This is a genomic window from Promicromonospora sp. MS192, assembly GCF_049532985.1.
In the GTDB taxonomy this organism is placed as follows: Bacteria; Actinomycetota; Actinomycetes; order Actinomycetales; family Cellulomonadaceae; genus Promicromonospora.
Genome location: NZ_CP186693.1, coordinates 410,260 through 429,930, shown reverse-complemented (window position 1 = coordinate 429,930; position 19,671 = coordinate 410,260). Strand labels below are relative to the sequence as shown.

Here is a 19,671-nt window from a genome sequence, read left to right as displayed (position 1 = left end):
GGCCGGCCGGTGTGCCGCCGGGTCAGCCGAAGTTGACGCCCTGGGCCAGCGGCAGCTCGGTCGAGTAGTTCACCGTGTTGGTGGCCCGGCGCATGTACTGCTTCCACGCGTCCGAGCCGGACTCGCGGCCGCCGCCCGTCGACTTCTCGCCGCCGAACGCGCCGCCGATCTCGGCACCCGAGGTGCCGATGTTCACGTTCACGATGCCGCAGTCGGAGCCGACCTCGGACAGGAACGTCTCGGCCTCGCGCACGTCCAGCGTGAAGATCGACGACGAGAGCCCCTGGGGCACGTCGTTGTGCACGGCGATCGCCTCGGACAGCTCCGCGTAGGTCAGCACGTACAGGATCGGCGCGAACGTCTCCCGCTTGACCACGTCGGCCTGCGCCGGCATGCGCACGATCGCCGGGTGCACGTAGGCGGCGTCCTCCGCACCGGGCACCGTCACCGCCGTACCGCCCACGACGAGCTCGCCGCCCGCCGCGACGGCCTCGTCGATCGCGGCCAGCATGCGGTCCCGGGAGCCGGCGTCGACCAGGGGGCCCACGAGCGTGCCCTCGGTGCGCGGGTCGCCGACGGGCAGGCCGGCGTAGACCTTGGCGAGCCGTGCCACGACCTCGTCCACGATCGACTCGTGCACGATCAGGCGGCGCAGCGACGTGCAGCGCTGCCCGGCCGTGCCCGCCGCCGCGAACACCGCGCCGCGCACGGCGAGGTCGAGGTCCGCCGACGGCGCGACGATCGCCCCGTTGTTGCCGCCCAGCTCCAGCAGGTAGCGCCCGCCGCGCGCCGCGACCACGGGTGCGACCTGCTGGCCCATGCGCTCCGACCCGGTCGCGGAGACCAGGGCGACGCGCGGGTCGGCCACCAGGGCCTCGCCCGCCTCGCGGTCGCCGAGCAGGAGCCGGGACACGCCCGCCGGGAACCCGGCCTCCGCCAGGGCCCGGTCCAGCAGCGCGGCGGCACCGACGGCCGACAGGAGGGTCTTCTCGCTCGGCTTCCACACCACGGTGTCGCCGCAGACCAGTGCGACGGCGGTGTTCCACGACCAGACGGCGACCGGGAAGTTGAAGGCGCTGATCACGCCGACCACGCCCATCGGGTGCCACGTCTCCATGAGGCGGTGACCGGGGCGCTCGGACGGCATGGTGCGCCCGCCCACCTGCCGCGACAGCCCGACGGCGTAGTCGCAGATGTCGATCATCTCCTGGACCTCGCCCAGGGCCTCGCTGGTGATCTTGCCCGCCTCGATGGTGACGAGCTCCGCGAGGTCGGCCTTGTGCTCGCTGAGCAGCTCGCCCAGCCGCTTGACGACCTGACCGCGCACGGGGGCGGGCACGGAACGCCACGTGGTGAACGCGTCGGCGGCCTCGTCGACGGCGGTGGCAGCCTCGGCGGCGCCGTCGCGGCGCAGCTCCAGCAGCGGCTGGCCGGACAGCGGCGACACGACGGGCAGACCGTCCCCGGTGGGCACCGTGGCGCCCAGCCGCTCCAGGGCGGCCAGGGCGGCGTCGCGCAGCTCGGTCGTCAGCGGGGTGGTGGTCGTGGTGCTCATCGCATGGCTCCTGTGGTGGTGGTGAGGGTGGCCGGGTCGACGCCGAGGGTCCCGGCGGCGGCGGTCAGCGACCTGTCCACCTGGTCGGCGTACAGGTCGAAGGGGTCGAACAGGTCACGGCCGAGCGCGCCGGCCATCCAGTCGGCGTCCCGGTCGGTGGCCTCCTGGCTGGCGTCCTTGGCGCCGTCCGAGGTGAGGTTGGACTGGAAGATGCCGGCGGCCGAGCGGGGCAGGAAGTCCTCGTAGACGACGGGTTCGCGCCGCACCCCGCCGGCCGCGTCCACCTCGTAGGTGAACCAGCCCAGCCCCTGGTCGGCGAGCGCCGTCTCGGTGGTGGGGAACGTGCGGGCCCAGACGGCCCGGGCGATCTCCTGCCGCCCCTGCTCGGTGAGGCCCGGCTCCTCCGTGCGGGCCGCGGCGGCTGTCTCGTCGATCTCGACCACGGCGGCGTCGTAGACGGCACGGCCCTCGCGGGTCAGCGCGATGCCACGCGCCTCCACCTCGCCGAACCGGACGCGCAGCGCGTCGCTGACGATCTCGCCGTCCGCCGTGCGGAAGGTGCGGGGCTCGGCGAGGGCACGGAACGACGTCTGCCGCAGCAGCACGTCGGGGCCTTCCCAGCGGGGCGGACCCTGGATGGCGTCGATCATGGTGATGCCGCGCGCCTCCATGCGCGCGTACAGGTCGTCGATGTCCAGCACGCGGGGGGTGAGGTGGTTGATGTGCGTGGAGGCGATGCCGCCGATGTCGGCCGCCACGGCGCTGACTGCCTCGAGCTCGCGGTACCAGGCCTGGTCCACGGGCTCCCGGGACAGCTCGAAGGCCTGCGTGGCCAGGCGCAGGAACTCGGCGGCCTGGTCCTGCGGCAGGCCGCCCTCGGCCTCCGCGCGGTCGGCGAGGGCGAGCAGCTCAGGGCCGAACAGGGTGCGGGCGGCGAGGAAGGAGTCCAGCCGGCGCTCCAGGTCCGCGGTGAAGAACCGGCGGTCGGCCGTGACGAGCATCGACGTGAAGACCCGGAACGGGTTGCGTGCCAGCTCCTCGCGCTCGATCGGGCGGAACGCCGTCGAGATCACCGGGACGGAGCTGGAGGACGCGTCCCGCAGGTCGTAGAAGCCGACCGGGCGCATGCCCATGGCGCCGAAGATGCGGGCGACCTGGGCCATCTCGGTGGGGGTGCCCACCCGGATCGCGCCGTGCCGCTCGGCCGTGACGCGCGCGATGGAGCCCAGCCGCTCGGCGTCCGCACCGTGCCGGGCCACGAAGTCCGCGTTGACCTCGTGCGACACGTCGAGCAGCGTGGTGTAGGCGGGCACCTCCTTGCCGTACATGTCCGAGAGGCTGCGCGCGAACGCGGCCCGCAGCTGCCAGGGCTCGAGGAACGTGGACATCAGGCTCTCCTGTCCGTCAGATGATGTTCGACTCGGGGCCTCGTCGCCCCGGGTCCGTGGGATCGCGGGGGTCGCCCGCGAACCGGTCCGCGCTGAACCCCGACACGTCGATCCCGGGCGTGCGGCCGGCGTACAGGTCGCGCACCACCTCGCCGACGGCGGGCGCCTGGAGGAACCCGTGCCCCGAGAACCCGGCGGCGTACAGCACGCGGCCGGGCACACCGGTCGCCTCGCCGATGAGCGCGTTGCGGTCGGGCGTCATCTCGTAGAGCCCGGCCCAGCCGCGCGCGACCGGCACGTCGGTCAGCTCCGGGGCGCAGGCGCCGAGCGCCCCGCGCAGCAGCGGCAGCCAGGCCGGGTCGTAGGTGCGCTCGAACGCGACCGGGGTCGCCGGGTCCGCGATCCCGAGCAGCAGGCCGTCGGGCGCGGCGTTGTGGAAGTAGAAGGTGCTGCCGTAGTCGATCGTGAACGGCACGCGCACGGGCGCGGGGTCCAGGGGCGGCGTGAACCCGATCTGCCGCCGGTACGGGTCCACGGGCAGGTCGAGGCCCGCCTTGGCCGCCACGTCCCGGGTCCAGGCCCCGGCGCACAGCACGACGGCGTCCGTGCGCACCCGGCCCTGGTCCGTCCACACCGCGACGAGCCGGTCGTCGCGGGACTCGAAGCCGGTCACGGTGACGTGCGTGCGCACGCGGGCGCCGTACGCCTCCGCTCCCGCGGCGTAGCCCTCCACGACGGCCAGCGGGTACGCGAACCCGTCGCGCGCCGCGTAGGCGGCACCGGCGTAGCGGTCGACGTCGACGTACGGGTTGAGGCGCCGGACGGCGTCGGGGGCGAGCATGCGGCTGGCCACCCCGCGCTCGTTCTGCATGGCCACCGACTCCTCGAACAGCGCGACGTCAGCGGCGTCCGGCAGGAGGAACAGGTAGCCGGGCTGCTGCAGGCCGATGTCCGCCCCGGGGCGATTCGCGAAGTCCTCGTACAGCTCCAGGCTGCGGTTGCCGAGGTCCACGTTGGCCGGGTCGGAGAACTGCGCCCGCACTCCCCCGATGGGCTTGCCCGAGCTGCCGGAGGCCAGCTCCTCCGCCTCCAGGAGCAGCACGTCCGCGCCGTCCTCGGCGAGGTGGAACGCCACGGACGCACCCATCGCGCCGCCGCCGACGACGACCACCTCGGCACGGGCGGGCAGCGATCCCCGGCGGTCCCGGGAGCGGCGCGCTGTGGTCATGCACGCATCCTGCCACGCGCTCCGGCGGGAGTGGATCGACGCCGGAAATCTTCCTGGAAATCAGCCCGCAGACGCGGCGCGGCAGTCCGCGCAGGTACCCCACAGCTCGATGGTGTGCTCGATGTCGTCGAAACCCTGGGCCGCGGCGACCTTGGAGGCCCACGCCTCGACCGTGGGGCCGTCGATCTCGACGGTGCGGCCGCACTGCCGGCACACCAGGTGGTGGTGGTGCTCGCGGCGGGCGCACCGGCGGTACAGGCTCTCTCCGTCTTCGGCGCGCAGCACGTCGACCTCGCTCGCCTCGGCGAGCGCCTGCAGCGCCCGGTACACGGTGGCCAGGCCCACGGACTCGCCGCGGGCGCGCAGCGTCTCGTGGAGCTGCTGGGCCGAGCGGAAGTCGGCGAGCTCGTCGAGCGCCTCGACGACGGCGGTCCGCTGGCGGGTCATGCGTGCGGTCATCAGCGGCACTCCTTTGCGGCGGCCGCCGCACGTTCCGTGGCGGCGGCAGGAAGATCGACGTCGTCGGGCAGATCGGGGTGGGGGTCACCCGCAGGGCGCCGCCGGGTCACCAGCGGAGCCACCAGGGACACCACGGCGTAGACCGCGATGGCGAGCACCACGATAGTCGCGCCCGGCGAGACGTTGTACCAGTAGGTGATGCTCAGGCCGGTCACGCAGACCACGACGCCGACGACGCACGCCGTGAGCATGGTGCGCCCGAACGCGTGCGTGACCTGCTGGGCCACGGCGACGGGCACGATCATGAGCGCACTGACCAGCAGCAGGCCGACCACGCGCATCGCCACGGTGACCGTCAGGGCCGACACGACGGCGACGACGATGTTCAGCGCCCACACGGGCAGCCCGGAGGCGACGGCGAACTCCTCGTCGTGGCTCACCGAGAACAGCGCGTGCCGCAGGCCCACGCCGATGGCCAGCACCACGGCGGAGAGCACCACGGTGAGCCAGAGGTCGGCGTCGGTCACGGTGGAGATGGAGCCGAACAGGTACGTCATCAGGTTGCCGGACGAGCCGCCCGCGATGCCGATGAGCAGCACGCCGCCGGCGATGCCGCCGTAGAACATGATGGCCAGGGCGAGGTCGCCGGACGTGCGCCCCCGGCGCCGGACCACCTCGATGAGGACGGAGCCGACCACCGCGGCGACCACGGCACCGGGGATGGCGAGGGCGTCGTTCGGCGTCAGGCCCATGCCCGCGCCGACGAGCCAGCCCAGCGCCACGCCCGTCAGCGCGACGTGGCCGATGCCGTCGCCCAGCAGGGAGAGCTTGCGCTGCACCAGGTACGTGCCGACCACGGGCGCGGTGACGCCCACGAGGAGCGCGGCCAGCAGGGCCCGCTGCATGAACGGGTCGGTGAGCATGAGGGTGATCACGGGCGGACCTCCAGGTCGAGGGCCCTGGCCTCGGCGCCGAGGGTGTTGTCGTCGGCGTGCGGGTGCTGGTGCCGGTGGCCTGCGCGGTCGTGGTCGTCCCGGGCCTGCGGCGGGGCGCCGTCGTGCACCACCGTGCCGTGCTTGAGCACGACGGCGCGCGACACGAGCGGCTCGAGCTCGCCGAGCTCGTGCAGCACCACGAGCACCGTGAGGCCCCCGTCGACCAGGCGGCCCATGGTGGCCGCGAACGCCTCCTGGCTGGCGACGTCGACGCCGGCCACGGGCTCGTCGAGGACGAGGAGGTCGGGCTCGCGGACCAGGGCGCGGGCGATGAGGATGCGCTGCTGCTGCCCGCCCGAGAGCAGGTGCACCGGGTCGTGCACGCGTTCGGCGAGGCCCACCTGCTCCAGGGCGGCCGCGACGCGGTCGCGCCAGCCGCGCGGCAGGCGCAGACGCCGCCCGTGCAGCAGCCCGGAGGCGACGACCTCCTGCGCGGTCGACGGGATGCCGCCGCCCGCGCCCGCCCGCTGCGGCACGTAGCCGATGCGGCCCCAGTCCACGCTGCCGCGGCCCGGAGCCGCCAGCGGCTCGCCGAACAGCCGGACGCTCCCCGCGGACGGCACGTTGATGCCGACCAGCGACTTGACCAGCGTGGACTTGCCGGATCCGTTCGCGCCCAGCAGCGCGACGACCTCGCCGCGCCCGACCGTCAGGTCGACGCCGCGCAGGATGTGGCTCGCGCCCGCGCGGAAGTGCAGGCCGCGGGCCTCGATGACGGGTTCGCTCGTCTCGGTCACCTCCCCAGTCTCCTCCTCCTCGGTGCCGGTCATGCGCAGACCAGGCCCTCCTCCAGCGCCTTCAGGTTGGCCCGCATCACGGAGACGTAGTCCTCACCGGCGGCCGTCGCGTCCTCGGACAGGCCCTCCAGCGGGTCCAGGACGGCGGTCCGCACGCCCAGGTCGTCGGCCAGCGTCTCGGTGACCTTGGGGCTCACCAGCGTCTCCGAGAACAGGGTGGTGACGCCGTTCTCCTTGACCACGTCGCCGATCTGGCGCAGGCGCGCCGGCGACGGCTCCACCTCGGGGTCGAGCTCGGAGATGCCCACCTGCTCCAGCGCGTACCGGTCGGCGAGGTAGCCGAACGCGGTGTGGCTCGTCACCAGCGTGGCTCCCTGGCAGGCGGCGAGGCCGTCCGCGAGCTCCTGGTCGAGCGCGTCGAGCTGCTGGCCCAGGCGCAGGGCACCGTCGGCGTACTCCTCGGCGTGCTCGGGGTCCACCGCGGCGAGCTCGTCGGCCACGGCCTGCCCGACGGTCGCGAGCCGGCTCGGGTCCAACCAGAAGTGCGGGTCGGCGGCACCGTGGTCGTGCTCGTCCTCGGCGTGCTCCGCGTGCTCCTCCGCGGTCTCGCCCTCGTGCCCCTCCTCGGTGCCGGTGTGCGCGACCAGCTCGGCGGTGTCGGCGGCGTCGACCACGTGCTCCGGCGCGCGGGCCTCGATGCCCTCGTCGACGGCGGCCTGGAAGCCCGACAGGTACACGACGAGGTCGGCCGTGCCGATCTCGCGGACCTGCGCCGGGGAGAGCTCGAGGTCGTGCGGCTCGGCGGCCGGCGGCGTGAGGTTGTCCACGGTGACGAGGTCGCCGCCGATCTGCTGGGCGACGTACTGGAGCGGGTAGAACGACGCGAGCACGGTCACGCCGTCGGACTCCCCGGCCGCTCCGCCCGTGCCCTGGGCGGAGCACCCGGCGAGGGTCGCCGTCCCGGCGAGGACGAGGCTGGTCAGGACTGCGCCGGCGGCGCGGGTCGTTGTCATGAGAACGATTCTCACGCCAGGTGAGAACGGATGTCAAAGATCGGCCGCGAGAGGTGGGTCACGCCCTTATTCGTCCGGGGCTGGAGCGGCCCGGACGGTAGGCTGGGCGAACATCGTTCCCCGCCTGTTCCCCTGGAGAGACCCCCGTGTCCGACAAGTCAGTGCGCTCTGCGCAGACCGCCAAGCTCGACGCCGTCGTCTCGCTCGCGAAGCGACGAGGTTTCGTCTTCCCGTCGGGCGAGATCTACGGTGGAACGCGCTCCGCGTGGGACTACGGCCCCCTGGGCGTCGAGCTGAAGGAGAACATCAAGAAGCAGTGGTGGCGGGCCATGGTCACGAGCCGCGACGACATCGTCGGCCTGGACTCCTCCGTCATCCTGCCCCGTCAGGTGTGGGTGGCCTCCGGCCACGTCGGCGTCTTCACCGACCCGCTCACCGAGTGCCTCTCGTGCCACAAGCGGTTCCGCGAGGACCAGATGATCGAGGAGTTCGAGGAGAAGAAGGGCCGTGCCCCCGAGGGCGGCCTCGCCGAGATCGTCTGCTCCAACTGCGGTACCCGCGGCCAGTGGACCGAGCCCCGCGACTTCAACATGATGCTGAAGACGTACCTGGGCCCGGTCGAGGACGAGTCCGGCCTGCACTACCTGCGCCCCGAGACGGCGCAGGGCATCTTCGTGAACTTCGCCAACGTCGCGGCCGCGGCCCGCAAGAAGCCGCCGTTCGGCATCGGCCAGATCGGCAAGTCGTTCCGCAACGAGATCACGCCCGGCAACTTCATCTTCCGCACCCGCGAGTTCGAGCAGATGGAGATGGAGTTCTTCGTCAAGCCGGGTGAGGACGAGGAGTGGCACCAGTACTGGATCGACTACCGCACCAGCTGGTACACGGACCTCGGCATCTCGGCCGAGAACCTGCGGCACTACGAGCACCCGAAGGAGAAGCTGTCGCACTACTCGACCCGCACCGTGGACATCGAGTACCGCTTCGGCTTCCAGGGCAGCGAGTGGGGTGAGCTCGAGGGCATCGCGAACCGCACGGACTTCGACCTGAAGACCCACACGGAGAGCTCCGGCAAGGACCTGGCCTACCGCGACCCGGTGACCAACGAGAAGTACTTCCCGTACGTCATCGAGCCGGCCGCCGGCCTGACCCGCTCGCTCATGGCCTTCCTGGTCGAGGCCTACGCCGAGGACGAGGCGCCCAACACCAAGGGCGGCGTCGACAAGCGCACGGTGCTGCGCCTGGACCCGCGCCTGGCCCCCGTCAAGGCCGCGGTGCTGCCGCTGTCCAAGACGGCCGACCTGCTGCCGACGTCGGAGAAGCTGTCCGCCGAGCTGCGCAAGTACTGGAACATCGACTACGACGTGACGCAGGCCATCGGCAAGCGCTACCGCCGCCAGGACGAGATCGGTACGCCGTTCTGCATCACGGTCGACTTCGAGACGCTGGAGGACCAGGCGGTCACCATCCGCCACCGCGACTCCATGCAGCAGGAGCGGGTCGCGCTCGACAAGGTGGTTCCCTACCTGGCCGGGCACCTCGTCGGCGCCTGACCGGATCCCGTCTCACCCGTCGCGCGGGTCCTGCGCCTGCTCCCGCAGCAGCCGCAGGACCCGCGCGACGTGCTTGTCGGTGGCCTCGATCTCGTGGAGCGGCTGGACGCGGAGCGGCGCGTGCTCACCCACGACGAGCACCGCGCGCGCCGTCTCCTCGTGCGGCGCGAACCGCACCAGGAAGGTGCGCAGCCAGTAGTCCAGGAGGAACGCACCGCCGTCCCCGAGCTCCACGAGCCGTGCGACCCCTTCGGGACTCCGTACGCCGTCCAGCGGGTACGACCTGCCCAGCGGCGTCACCGCTGCGGCCCCCGTCTGCATCAGCCGGACGAGCCAGCCGACCGCTTCCGGCCCGTCGGGCAGCGCGAGGCCCACCCGGCCGGGCAGCGGGATCGGACCTCCGAGCAGCGCCGCGGCCGCCGTGCCCTCGAACCGGTAGCCGACGTCGACCAGCCCCTCCATGAGCGACACCGTCATGCTCAGGTCGTCCGCCGCCTCCGTGCTGCCCGCGGCACCCTCCCCCATGGCGGCGACCGCGCGGCGCAGGTCCTCGTCGAGCGGTTCGAGCTCCACCCTCATCTGCTTGCCGGTGGCCGCCAGGATCTTCGACAGCATCGCCCACGACGGCGAGCGCGCGCCGGTCTCGATCGCCGCCACCGTGGCCCGCGAGACGCCAGCCCGGTCGGCCAGCGCCATCTGCGTCTGCCCGGCCGCGTACCGGGCGTCGCGCACGAGTCGCGCCGCGTCCACGGCCGCCCCTTGGATCTCCACCGCCTCATCGTGCACCGCCCGCCCCGGCGCCGCCGGACCAACCGGCCGCGCCTGTGGACAACGCTGGTCTGCGAGTGAACGCATGCCGGTGCGCACCGGACTCCCGGCGCGGCAGCAAGCAGACATACGAGGCCGGGCGGGCGGGGCCGGGCGGGCGGAGCCCGGCGGGGCGGAGGGAGCAGAGCCGGGCGGAGCGGGGCAGGGCCCGGCGTAGGCGGGGCAGGCCCGGCGTGGGCGGGCGGAGCGGGCGAGGCGGGGGCGAGGAGACGCCCTCGGCCCGGACAGATGTACCTGCGCGAAGGTGGGTTGCGCTGAGTAGACATCGTCTACACACAGCAACTCACCTCCGCGGGGCAGGTTCTCCCGAGCGGGTGCCTGCGCGAGGGAGATGCCTGCGCGAGGGGGACCCCTGCGCGAGGGGGATGCCCGCGCAAGGGAGGATGCCCGCGCAAAGGGAGGATGCCCGCGCGAGGGTGCATTGCACCTGGCAGCAGCCCGTGCCCGCGGGGCAGGTTCTCCACAGCTGTGACCTGCCGGTTCACCCGGGTGAAGGCCGGCCGTTCTGGATCACGTCCGCCGCGTCGCGGGCTCTGGAACTACGAAGGCGCCGCGTCGCGGTGCCCCGAATCCGAAGAGGTCCGACCACCACATGATCCGCCGAAGCATCCTCGCCCTGGGTAGCGCCCTCGCGCTCGCCCTGACGGCATCCGCACCCGCGTACGCGGGATCCGCGCAGCCCACGGCCGCCTACGACACCAACGTCACCGCCGACGCCAAGCCTGAGCCGGTCGCCAAGAACAGGACGCTCACCGTCACGGGCAGCCTGAAGTACAAGCGCAGCGGCACCTGGCGCCCGATGTCCGCTCGGGCGGTGACCATCCACTTCGACCCGTCGGGCACCGCCGGGTCCCGGAAGGTCGCGACCGTCCGGACGAACAGCAACGGCGTCTACACCTACCGGACCACCGCGACTCGCTCCGGGAAGTGGATCGTCCGCTACCAGCCCCAGGTGAGCACCTACCAGCCGGACGTCGCGTCCGACGCCGTCTGCGTCTACTCCGCCGGGCGCTGGCAGTGCCCCGTGTCGCCCACCAACCCCGACCTCGACTGCGCGGACATCGGCCGGACGGTCTGGGTCGGCACCAACGACTACCACGACCTCGACCGGGACAACGACGGCTGGGGCTGCGACTCCTACTCCTGACCGCACCCGGCGTCCTGCCCCCGCGAGCGTGTGCCGAGCACCCCTGGCACTGTGGAATGCTTAGGCAATGCTTACCTCACCCGCGCCCGCATCCGCGGGACGCCGTGAGGGTGCGGAAGCCGTCGCTCACCGCGCCCGGCGGAGGACGCTCGCGGTACTCACGGCCCTGGTCGCCCTGGCGCTCGTCGTCCTCGCGAGCCTCGCGCTCGGCGTGCGCGACATCGCGCCGGTCGAGGTCTGGCGGGCCCTGACTGCGCCGGTGCCCGGCTTCGTGGACCACGACGTGGTCCTCGACCAGCGGCTGCCGCGCACGATCGTGGGCCTGGCGGCCGGGGTCGCGCTCGGGACGGCGGGCACCCTCATCCAGGGGGTCACCCGGAACCCGATCGCCGACCCCGGTCTGCTTGGCCTCAACTCGGGCGCGTCGCTCGCGGTGGTGTGCGCGGTGTGGATCTTCGGCGTCACGTCGCCGATCGGCTACGTGTGGTTCGCCTTCCTCGGCGCCGCCGCCGCGGCGGCGATCGTGTTCTCGGTGGGACGCGGCCAGCCGGTGCGTCTCGCGCTGGTGGGCGCCGCGGTGACCGCGCTCATCACGCCGCTCATCACCCTCGTCCTGCTGCGCGACCAGCAGGCGTTCAACCTGTACCGGTTCTGGTCGGTCGGCTCCCTCACGGGGCGCGGCCTGGACACCGTGGCCTGGCTGTGGCCGTTCGTCGTGGTCGGCGTGATCCTGGCGGCCGCGCTCGCCCACCGGCTCAACATGCTGGCCCTGGGCGACGACGTCGCCACGGCGCTGGGTCAGCGCGTCGGGACCACCCGCGCGTTCGCCGCGGTCGCGATCGTGCTGCTGGCCAGTACGGCGACGTCGCTCGCCGGGCCGATCGCGCTGGTCGGCCTCGTGGTGCCGCACGCGGCGCGGCGCCTGGTGGGCACCGACTACCGCTGGATCATGGCGATCGGCGCGCTCCTGGGCCCGGTCATGCTGCTCGCGGCCGACGTGCTGGGCCGGCTCGTGCTGCCCCGCTCCGAGCTGGAGGCAGGCGTGGTCGCCGCGCTCCTGGGCGCCCCCGTCCTGATCGCCGTCGCGCGCGGCCGCAACGTGGCGGGTGCCTGATGGCCACGGACACCGACCTGCGCACCGTCCTCGCCGGGCTGCGCACCGCACGCCGTCGTCGCCAGGTCCTCGTCGTGGCCGGGATGGTCCTCGTGGTGCTCGTCGCCGCGACCGGCGCCCTTCTCATGGGTGCCGCCGGGCTCACGCCGGGCCAGGCCATCGCCGGTGCCGTGGGCCTCGGCGACAGGGGCGACGTCTTCATCGTGCAGATGCTGCGCCTGCCGCGCATCGAGGCGGCGATCGTCGTCGGTGCGGCGTTCGGCCTGGCGGGTGCGCTGTTCCAGGCGACGCTGCGCAACCCGCTCGCCTCCCCCGACATCCTGGGCATCTCCACGGGCGCGAGCCTCGGGGCAGTGACTGGCATGCTGGTGCTCGGCCTGAGCGGCGTGGCGCTGTCCGGCCTGGCCTTCACGGGTGCGGCCACCATCGCGCTGCTCATCTGGCTGCTCGCGTGGCGCAAGGGCCTGCACTCGATCCGGTTCGTGCTGGTCGGCGTGGGACTGGCGTACCTGTGCGCCTCCCTCATCGCCTGGGCCATGGCACGCTCGCAGGAGCACGAGGCGGCGGCCGTGCTGACCTGGACCGTCGGCTCCGTGTCCGACATCCGCGGGGAACAGCTCGGGCTCGTGGCGGCCGGCACGCTCGTGCTGTGCGTGGCGGTCGCCGTCGTCGCCCGGACGCAGGGGCCGCTCGCCCTGGGCGACGACAACGCACGAGCGCTCGGCGTGCACGTCGACGCGGCGCGCATCGGCGCGCTGCTGCTCGCCGTCGCCCTCGTCGCGCTCGCGACGAGCGCCGGTGGCCCCATCGCCTTCGTCGCGCTCGTCGCCCCCGCCATCGCCCGCCGGCTGGTGAACGACGGCGGCGCCGCCCTGGTCGCGTCCGCCGCGACCGGCGCGGCCCTGACCCTGGTCGCCGACGTCGTCGGGCAGCACGGGCTGCTCGGCGTGGCCGCCCCCGTGGGCATCGTCACGGGGCTGGTGGGCGCCCCCTACCTGCTGTGGCTGCTCGCCACGACCGAGAAGAGGAGCCGATGACCAACCTGCGCGCCGAGGGCGTCAGCCTGGGCTACGACGGCCGACAAGTCATCGAGGGCCTCGACCTCACGCTGCCCGACGGCAAGATCACCGCCGTCGTCGGGCCGAACGCCTGCGGCAAGTCCACGCTGCTGCGCGGCCTGGCGCGCCTGCACCCGCTCGACGGCGGGCGCGTCACGCTCGACGGCGCCGACATCACGGCGATGCCCCGCAAGGAGCTGGCCCGCAAGGTCGGCATGCTGCCGCAGTCGTCCATCGCGCCCGACGGCGTCCGCGTCGCCGAGCTGGTCGCCCGCGGCCGCTACCCGCACCAGGGCTGGTTCGGCCGCCACTCCTCCGACGACGACGCCGTGGTCGGCACCGCGCTGGAGTCGACCGGGGTCGCGGAGCTCGCCGACCGGCCGGTCGCGGAGCTGTCCGGCGGGCAGCGCCAGCGCGTCTGGATCGCGATGGTGCTGGCGCAGCAGACGGACATCGTGCTGCTCGACGAGCCGACGACGTTCCTGGACGTGCGCCACCAGCTCGACCTGCTGGACCTGCTCACGGAGCTGAACCGGGACCGCGGCACCACCGTGGCCATGGTGCTGCACGAGCTCAACCTCGCCGCCCGCTACGCCGACCACCTGGTCGTGATGTCGGCCGGGCGGATCGTCGCGGAGGGCGCGCCGTCCGACGTGCTCACGCAGGAGGTCGTCGACGAGGCGTTCGGGCTGCGCGCCCAGGTGGTGCCCGATCCGGTGGCGGGTTCGCCCCTCGTGGTGCCCGTGGGCCGGTTCCACTCGGGGGTCTGACACCGGTCCGTGGTCTTCCTCACCCGATTCCCGACTAATTTCGCAACATCGTCGTGACCAAATCTGGTTAGGGTTACCTCATCTCGACCGGCGCCCGCCGGTCGTCCCACTGAACATCCGGGAGTTACCGTGCGCCCTCGCCGTTCCCTCGCGGCGGCCGTCGGCCTTGTCGCCGCGTCCGCCCTCGCCCTGTCGGGCTGCGCGTCCGAAGCACCGGCCGCGGACGACGCGACGCCGTCGGCCGACGCCTCCGGTGCGACCGACGAGTTCCCGCTGACCATCGAGCACGCCCTCGGCGAGACGACGATCGAGGAGGCGCCGGTGCGCGTCGCCACGTGGGGCTGGGGCTCCACGGAGGCCGCGATCGCGGCGGGCGTCTACCCGGTCGCCGTCGCCGAGCAGACCTGGACCGTCGGCGAGGGCAACCTGCTGCCGTGGGTCGAGGAGGCCTACGACGAGGCGGGCGTCGAGCACCCCACCGTGCTGACCGACGCCGAGGCCGGCGCCACCGTGCCCTACGAGGAGTTCGCGGCCGCCGAGCCCGACGTCATCATCGCCACCTACTCAGGGCTGACGCAGGAGCAGTACGACCTGCTCAGCGAGATCGCCCCGACGGTCGCCTACCCGGACGGGCCGTGGCAGACGTCGTGGGAGGACACGATCACGACCACGACGGCCGCGCTCGGTCGCAGCGAAGCAGGTGAAGAGGTGCTCAGCGGCGTGGACGACTACTTCGCTGGCCTTGCGGCCGAGCACCCCGAGTTCGAGGGCAAGACCATCGCCGCGATCTGGGACTCCCCGGACCTCGGCTCGGTCTACGTGTACAACTCCTCCGACGCACGCGCGGGCTTCCTGGAACGCCTCGGCTTCACCACAGCCCCTGCCGTCGATGAGCTCGACACGACCAACGGCGAGGGATTCACCTACACACTCTCCTACGAGGAGCTGGACAAGCTCGAGTCGGACGTCGTAGTGAACTATTCCGAGTCCGAGGAGCTCGCCGCAGAGGTCCCGAACAAGCCCGAACTGCAGGCGATGCCGGCCGTGAAGGCCGGCAAGCTCGCCCAGCTCGCCGGCACCATCCCCGTCTCGTCCGTCGGCCCGCCGACCGCACTGTCCTACGACTACCCGGATGGCGTGCCCGCCCTGGTCGACGACCTCGCCGACGTTCTGAGGTGATCCCTCGAAAGCACCCGATGCATCCAGCATCGCGGCAGGCCCTTTCGCTCCCCGTCAACCTCAAGCCACAAGACTGGCAAGTTAGATAACGCTCTCAGGATGCCCTGAATTTGCCATGCATGAAGCGGGTTGGACAACAGCAACCGTGTGCTCCCCAACCCGCTTCGCGGCACCCTAAAGGCTCTCGATCACCGTGGACACCGAAAGGACCGTCTTCGGATACGGGCACCATCCCGTGGAATTCCCGCCCGTAGTAGTAGCAGTCACCCATGGGCCGAAACGGAGGGTCGTCTCCCCGGAGCAGATGATCTTGGCTCGAAACCTGTACCGGTCGCTGATCTCTTCCTTGTAGCACCTGCTCGTGCCGTAGTAGGCATATGGGACACCTCCCGGATTACCCCTCCCACTGGTCTCCGTACAAGAAAGGGCCATGATTCCCATGTCCGGTTCTGAAGATGCCACAGCAGGCGAACCTGCACCAAATGTTAATGCGATCGCCGCCAAGGTCGCACCTGCCCACCGCAAGAACGCTGATCTCACTTTGCCGCCTTCCCTCGTCACCAGGATCTACAGGGTCGCCGAATAGACTAGTCGGTCGAAAGCTTGACGAACTGCACAATATCCGCACACTCGGGCGAGCCGCAAGGCCCGATGTCAGCATAATGTTCACAAAGCAGATCCATGCAATGGTCTAGTCCGCCGTTGGGCCAACGCAGCAGGTGCGGCCCACGGAGCATGCCGCGGCCCGTAGCGCAAGGAACTGCTCGATACTCTGGTGAGGGTCTCCAACGTGCGCGGGGCATGGTTCTCGCATGCCGGCAATCAGGCTTGCGGTCTTCATCGCGCCCACCAAGGCGACCGAGTCCGTAGCGCTGAGGCTGCCGGGATCTGGACTCGGTGACCCTGGGCCGGACTTGGCTGCGTGCGCATTTCGCCGTTGGCAGCCATGGTCCGACGTGTGCTAGTGGAGTCGACCTGGCCGGTACTGGGCCGCTCCACCAACGGGACGGGATACGACTTCGTCGGAATCCGAGTTGACGGCAGGACCTATCAGGTGGCCCACAGAATGTCGCTGGACTGCAACCGCTGTCTTTTGTGACTACCTCGGCGATGTCATTTTGTCCTGCGCCCCGCCGTAGCGGCGGTCGCGCTTCGCGTACTCCTCGACCGCGTGCCAGAGGTGCCGGCGGTCGACGTCGGGCCACGGCTCGTCCAGGAAGACCATCTCGGCGTACGCCGCCTGCCACAGCATGAAGTTCGACGTGCGCTGCTCCCCCGAGGACCGCAGGAACAGGTCCACGTCGGGCACGTCGGGCAGGTAGAGGTACTTCTGCACCGTCTTCTCGGAGATCCGCCTCGGGTCCAGCTTTCCGGCCGCGGCGTCCCGCGCCATGGCCGCGGCCGCGTCGGCCAGCTCGGCCCGGCTGCCGTAGTTGACGCACATCGTCAGGGTGCAGCGGTCGTTGTCCTTGGTGCGCTCCTCGGCCTCCAGGAGCACGTCGATCACGGACTTCCACAGCTTGGGACGGCGGCCCGCCCAGCGGATCCGCACCCCCCAGGAGGCCATGACGTCGCACTGGCGCCGCATCACGTCCTGCGTGAAGTTCATCAGGAAGCGCACCTCCTCGGGCGAGCGCTTCCAGTTCTCCGTGCTGAACGCGTAGGCCGAGATGTACTCGACGCCCACCTCGACGGCCCCGGCCACGACGTCGAGCAGCGAGTTCTCCCCCGCCTTGTGGCCCTCGATGCGCGGCAGGCCACGGGCGTTGGCCCACCGGCCGTTGCCGTCCATCACGACGGCCACGTGCCGCGGCAGGAACTCCCGGGGGATCCGCGGGGCCCGCTCGCCGGACGGGTGCGGGTACGGCGCCACGAGCTGACGGGCCATCAGCGTTCCACCATCTTCAACGATCGCAACGTTCTCTCCAGGTAGTACTGGCCATAGGCGGCGACGATCCCGCTCGCCTCCTTGCGGTGCCGCGCGTCGGACGCGTCGGCGGTCGCCCAGTCGCCCGCGAGCAGCGAGGACAGCAGGGCAAAGGTCTCGGGCGCCGGGGCCGTCGAGCCCGGCGGGCGGCAGCGCGGGCAGACGGCGCCGCCCTGCGCCACGTTGAACGCGTGGTGCGGGCCGGGCTCGCCGCAGCGCGCGCAGTCCTCGAACGACGGCGCCCAGCCCGCCACCGCGAGCGCGCGCAGCAGGTAGGAGTCGAGCACGAGGCCGGCGTCGTGGTGCCGCTCCGACAGGGCGCGCAGCCCGCCGGCGAGCAGCCAGTACTGCTGCACCGCGGGTTCGTGCTCCTGCGCGACGAGCCGGTCGGCGGCCTCCAGCATCACGGTGCCCGCCGTGTACAGGGCGTAGTCCTCGCAGATGCGGCGGGCGTACGCGCCGATGGTCTCGACCTGGGTCACGGTGTCGAGCCCCATGCCCGGCCGCGGGCTGCGGCCGGTGTGGAGCTGCACGTCGACCCCCATGAACGGCTCCAGCCGGGCCCCGAACTTGGACGACGTGCGCCGCACGCCCTTGCCCACGCCACGCACCTTGCCGTGCTCGCGCGTCAGGAACGTGACGATGCGGTCCGCCTCGCCCAGCTTCTGGGTGCGCAGCACGATCGCGTCGTCTCGGTACAGGGGCACGGAGCCATTCTGCCCCCAGTCACCGACACTCCGGGACGACGGCGCCGCACGGGCTCACCGCTCGACGAACCGGGTGCCGTCCGGGGTCAGCTCCGGCTCCCACACGAACCGGTGGATCACGTGCTTCTCCAGGACCCAGCGCACCACCAGGGCGACGGTGCCCCAGATCACGAAGAGCAGGAGCGTCTGCAGAAAGTTGACGCTGATCTTGTCGAACCCGGTGAGCGCCAGCGTGGGCACGAGGAACATCAGGCCGAGGAACGCGGGCAGGAGCTGGATGCCCACCCACTGGATCACCGACAGCATGTCGATCCGCCGCTCGGCCACCACGCCGTGGAAGTCCATCACGTTGACCACGTGGTCGGCACGCCACTTGGCCACGTGCCGGGCGACCGTCCACTGCGCGTCACGGGCGTCGAGCGCCGAGCTCCCCGTGGGCAGCCAGATGCCGAGGACCTGGTGGATCTCGGCCGGCGTGAGGTAGCCCTTGTCGAGGATGGTCAGGCTGTGGACCGGCGGCTGGCGCGTGTTGGTCGGCAGCACCAGGGCGGCCAGGAACAGCAGGATGCCGCCGGTGCCGAGCAGCCCCACGAGCGCGTCCGGCAGCCACGGCAGCAGGAGGGTCGCGGCGGCGAACGCCAGGGCACCGAGGAGCGCGCAGATGATGCGGTTCTTCATGGTCATGATGCGCAGGATTTTACCGGCAACTCGCCGCACTTCAGGGCGATAAGTCCGGTTCGTAACCGATCCGCGCCCGACCTGCCGGAGGTCTACCCACCGCCGAACCGGGACCAGGCCGCCACCGCCGTGCCGACCACCGGGGCCGCGATCATCACGGCGGTCACGATCACCGGCAGCGGTGTGGTGCGCCGCAGCCGCCACACGACGACGGCGTCCCCGTGCAGCCGCGTCACCACCACCGCCACGACCGCCAGGCCCAGGGCCGCCAGCCCGTTGCCCCACGCCACGCCGAGCAGGGCACCCCAGCTCCCGGCGAGCACGATGCTCGCCACCACCAGGACCGCCTCCCAGACGTCGTGCCAGACCTGCCCGGGCCGGCGGCCGCGCAGCCAGAGGACGGCGTCGCGCACCACGCACGACCCCGCGAGCGCCACCACCAGGGGGTAGGCCACGCGCATCAGGTCCGACGCGGCCTGCGGGAACGCGAGGACCAGCACCAGCGCCGCGGCCACGAGCGACGCCTCGCCGGGCAGCCGGAGCGGCCCGACGGCGGCCAGCACCGTGCTCCGCCGGGCGGGGGCGCGCCGCCTGTCGCTGCCGTCCTTGCCGCGTTCACGCAGCAGGGTGGCGCCGACGCCCTGGACGGCACCGTCGAGCACGACCCATGCAACCAGCAGGACCGTCAGCAGGACACCCCAGACCGCGGCAGTGCTCATCCGGTGCCCAGCAGGCCGGCAGGTTCCGTGACGTCCACACCGGAAAGCCTACGTAGCAGGACAAGCCGCTGCGACAGGATCGGTCCGCGTCAGTAGGGGGTGCGGGCCGCGTGGGCGCGCCAGATCTCGAAGGGTTCGCCCGCGCGGGCGATCCGGCGGTTCAGGACCGGGTTGGGCCAGGTCGAGCGGTCGCGGGCGAGCAGGTCGTAGAACTCCCGGTCGTCGAAGCCGGCCCGCTCGGCGTCGTGCCGGTCCGCGGCGAACACGACACGGTCCACGCGGGCCCAGAGCGCCGCCGACAGGCACAGCGGGCACGGCTCGCACGAGGCGTAGAGCGTGGTCCCGGCGAGGGAGAACGTGTCCAGGGCCCGGCAGGCGGCGCGGATCGCGACGACCTCGGCGTGGGCCGTCGGGTCCAGGTCGCGCGTCACGCGGTTGCCGCCGGCGGCCACCTCGGCACCGGCGCGCACGACGACGGCCCCGAAAGGGCCACCGCCGTCGGCCACGTTGCGGCCGGCGACCTCGACCGCGCGCAGGAGCCAGGCCTCGTCGTCGTGCACGGGTGCGCCGGACGGGGCGCCGGACGTCTCCAGGGGGCTGCTCACCCTTCGATGCT

19 protein-coding genes are annotated in these 19,671 nt (G+C 72.2%); 6 read left to right on the top strand and 13 right to left on the bottom strand.

Features of this window, described 5'->3' with window-relative positions; all coding sequences use genetic code 11:
• Positions 1-22: 22 nt before the first annotated feature.
• Genes ACO229_RS01910 through ACO229_RS01880 form a run of 7 tightly spaced genes read right to left on the bottom strand, consistent with a single transcriptional unit; the run spans position 23 to position 7,375 of the window.
• A complete protein-coding gene (locus tag ACO229_RS01910; protein ID WP_423463546.1) occupies positions 23-1,555 on the bottom strand; it encodes an aldehyde dehydrogenase family protein in 1,533 nt (510 codons plus the stop codon).
• Complete coding sequence (locus ACO229_RS01905) at positions 1,552-2,943, bottom strand: 2-oxoadipate dioxygenase/decarboxylase family protein (protein WP_397433876.1); 1,392 nt, start codon at positions 2,941-2,943, stop codon at positions 1,552-1,554. The genes ACO229_RS01910 and ACO229_RS01905 overlap by 4 nt, the downstream gene beginning before the upstream one ends.
• 16 nt (positions 2,944-2,959) lie before the next feature.
• A complete protein-coding gene (locus ACO229_RS01900; RefSeq protein WP_423463545.1) occupies positions 2,960-4,171 on the bottom strand; it encodes an NAD(P)/FAD-dependent oxidoreductase in 1,212 nt (403 codons plus the stop codon).
• A gap of 60 nt (positions 4,172-4,231) precedes the next feature.
• Positions 4,232-4,630, bottom strand: a complete 399-nt coding sequence (locus ACO229_RS01895; RefSeq protein WP_397411046.1) for a Fur family transcriptional regulator — start codon at positions 4,628-4,630, stop codon at positions 4,232-4,234.
• The gene (locus tag ACO229_RS01890) at positions 4,630-5,553 is read right to left on the bottom strand and encodes a metal ABC transporter permease (protein WP_423465251.1); all 924 of its coding nucleotides are present in this window, start codon (positions 5,551-5,553) and stop codon (positions 4,630-4,632) included. Before ACO229_RS01890 ends, ACO229_RS01895 begins: the two co-directional genes overlap by 1 nt.
• Positions 5,554-5,561: 8 nt before the next feature.
• The gene (locus ACO229_RS01885; RefSeq protein WP_423463544.1) at positions 5,562-6,395 is read right to left on the bottom strand and encodes a metal ABC transporter ATP-binding protein; all 834 of its coding nucleotides are present in this window, start codon (positions 6,393-6,395) and stop codon (positions 5,562-5,564) included.
• On the bottom strand, positions 6,392-7,375 hold the full coding sequence (locus ACO229_RS01880) for a metal ABC transporter substrate-binding protein (protein ID WP_423463543.1): 984 nt from the start codon (positions 7,373-7,375) through the stop codon (positions 6,392-6,394). Before ACO229_RS01880 ends, ACO229_RS01885 begins: the two co-directional genes overlap by 4 nt.
• Before the next feature lie 146 nt (positions 7,376-7,521).
• Between ACO229_RS01880 and ACO229_RS01875 the strand changes: the two genes are divergently transcribed.
• Positions 7,522-8,928: a glycine--tRNA ligase gene (locus tag ACO229_RS01875; protein ID WP_397411052.1), complete on the top strand. Its 1,407-nt coding sequence runs from the start codon at positions 7,522-7,524 to the stop codon at positions 8,926-8,928.
• Between the two features lie 12 nt (positions 8,929-8,940).
• On the opposite strand, the gene ACO229_RS01870 is transcribed toward ACO229_RS01875, so the two are convergent.
• Positions 8,941-9,699 carry a helix-turn-helix transcriptional regulator gene (locus ACO229_RS01870; protein WP_423463542.1) on the bottom strand — a complete coding sequence of 253 codons (759 nt, stop codon included), beginning with the start codon at positions 9,697-9,699 and terminating at the stop codon, positions 8,941-8,943.
• Positions 9,700-10,348: 649 nt separating this feature from the next.
• Here ACO229_RS01870 and ACO229_RS01865 point away from each other — a divergent pair.
• From ACO229_RS01865 to ACO229_RS01845, 5 genes are all read left to right on the top strand, one after another.
• Positions 10,349-10,903: a hypothetical protein gene (locus tag ACO229_RS01865; RefSeq protein ID WP_423463541.1), complete on the top strand. Its 555-nt coding sequence runs from the start codon at positions 10,349-10,351 to the stop codon at positions 10,901-10,903.
• A 67-nt stretch (positions 10,904-10,970) separates the two neighbouring features.
• A complete protein-coding gene (locus tag ACO229_RS01860) occupies positions 10,971-12,017 on the top strand; it encodes a FecCD family ABC transporter permease (protein ID WP_423463540.1) in 1,047 nt (348 codons plus the stop codon).
• Positions 12,017-13,054: a FecCD family ABC transporter permease gene (locus ACO229_RS01855; RefSeq protein WP_423463539.1), complete on the top strand. Its 1,038-nt coding sequence runs from the start codon at positions 12,017-12,019 to the stop codon at positions 13,052-13,054. Before ACO229_RS01860 ends, ACO229_RS01855 begins: the two co-directional genes overlap by 1 nt.
• Positions 13,051-13,845: an ABC transporter ATP-binding protein gene (locus ACO229_RS01850; protein WP_397430985.1), complete on the top strand. Its 795-nt coding sequence runs from the start codon at positions 13,051-13,053 to the stop codon at positions 13,843-13,845. Before ACO229_RS01855 ends, ACO229_RS01850 begins: the two co-directional genes overlap by 4 nt.
• Before the next feature lie 129 nt (positions 13,846-13,974).
• A complete protein-coding gene (locus ACO229_RS01845; protein ID WP_423463538.1) occupies positions 13,975-15,024 on the top strand; it encodes an iron-siderophore ABC transporter substrate-binding protein in 1,050 nt (349 codons plus the stop codon).
• A gap of 1,099 nt (positions 15,025-16,123) precedes the next feature.
• Here the strand turns inward: ACO229_RS01845 and ACO229_RS01840 are convergent.
• The 5 genes from ACO229_RS01840 to ACO229_RS01820 form a co-directional block, all read right to left on the bottom strand.
• Entirely contained in the window at positions 16,124-16,912 is a 789-nt protein-coding gene (locus ACO229_RS01840) for an isoprenyl transferase (RefSeq protein WP_423463537.1), read from the bottom strand.
• Positions 16,912-17,658, bottom strand: coding sequence for a DNA repair protein RecO (recO, locus tag ACO229_RS01835; protein ID WP_397411068.1), 747 nt, complete (start codon positions 17,656-17,658; stop codon positions 16,912-16,914). Before recO ends, ACO229_RS01840 begins: the two co-directional genes overlap by 1 nt.
• Before the next feature lie 54 nt (positions 17,659-17,712).
• Positions 17,713-18,342: a hypothetical protein gene (locus ACO229_RS01830; protein ID WP_397430987.1), complete on the bottom strand. Its 630-nt coding sequence runs from the start codon at positions 18,340-18,342 to the stop codon at positions 17,713-17,715.
• An 86-nt stretch (positions 18,343-18,428) separates the two neighbouring features.
• The gene (locus ACO229_RS01825) at positions 18,429-19,055 is read right to left on the bottom strand and encodes a cytochrome d ubiquinol oxidase subunit II (RefSeq protein ID WP_423463536.1); all 627 of its coding nucleotides are present in this window, start codon (positions 19,053-19,055) and stop codon (positions 18,429-18,431) included.
• Positions 19,056-19,144: 89 nt separating this feature from the next.
• Positions 19,145-19,660, bottom strand: coding sequence for a nucleoside deaminase (locus ACO229_RS01820; protein WP_397411074.1), 516 nt, complete (start codon positions 19,658-19,660; stop codon positions 19,145-19,147).
• Positions 19,661-19,671 lie beyond the last annotated feature (11 nt).

Bases quoted from the DNA above. Each gene is read 5' to 3' on its own strand.
- ACO229_RS01860 (WP_423463540.1), top strand. From the start codon at position 10,971: ATGCTTACCTCACCCGCGCCCGCATCCGCGGGACGCCGTGAGGGTGCG.
- ACO229_RS01830 (WP_397430987.1), bottom strand. From the start codon at position 18,342: ATGACCATGAAGAACCGCATCATCTGCGCGCTCCTCGGTGCCCTGGCG.
- ACO229_RS01900 (WP_423463545.1), bottom strand. From the start codon at position 4,171: ATGACCACAGCGCGCCGCTCCCGGGACCGCCGGGGATCGCTGCCCGCC.
- ACO229_RS01840 (WP_423463537.1), bottom strand. From the start codon at position 16,912: ATGGCCCGTCAGCTCGTGGCGCCGTACCCGCACCCGTCCGGCGAGCGG.
- ACO229_RS01895 (WP_397411046.1), bottom strand. From the start codon at position 4,630: ATGACCGCACGCATGACCCGCCAGCGGACCGCCGTCGTCGAGGCGCTC.
- ACO229_RS01885 (WP_423463544.1), bottom strand. From the start codon at position 6,395: ATGACCGGCACCGAGGAGGAGGAGACTGGGGAGGTGACCGAGACGAGC.
- ACO229_RS01910 (WP_423463546.1), bottom strand. From the start codon at position 1,555: ATGAGCACCACGACCACCACCCCGCTGACGACCGAGCTGCGCGACGCC.
- ACO229_RS01880 (WP_423463543.1), bottom strand. From the start codon at position 7,375: ATGACAACGACCCGCGCCGCCGGCGCAGTCCTGACCAGCCTCGTCCTC.
- ACO229_RS01890 (WP_423465251.1), bottom strand. From the start codon at position 5,553: ATGCTCACCGACCCGTTCATGCAGCGGGCCCTGCTGGCCGCGCTCCTC.
- ACO229_RS01855 (WP_423463539.1), top strand. From the start codon at position 12,017: ATGGCCACGGACACCGACCTGCGCACCGTCCTCGCCGGGCTGCGCACC.
- ACO229_RS01905 (WP_397433876.1), bottom strand. From the start codon at position 2,943: ATGTCCACGTTCCTCGAGCCCTGGCAGCTGCGGGCCGCGTTCGCGCGC.
- ACO229_RS01865 (WP_423463541.1), top strand. From the start codon at position 10,349: ATGATCCGCCGAAGCATCCTCGCCCTGGGTAGCGCCCTCGCGCTCGCC.
- ACO229_RS01825 (WP_423463536.1), bottom strand. From the start codon at position 19,055: ATGAGCACTGCCGCGGTCTGGGGTGTCCTGCTGACGGTCCTGCTGGTT.
- ACO229_RS01850 (WP_397430985.1), top strand. From the start codon at position 13,051: ATGACCAACCTGCGCGCCGAGGGCGTCAGCCTGGGCTACGACGGCCGA.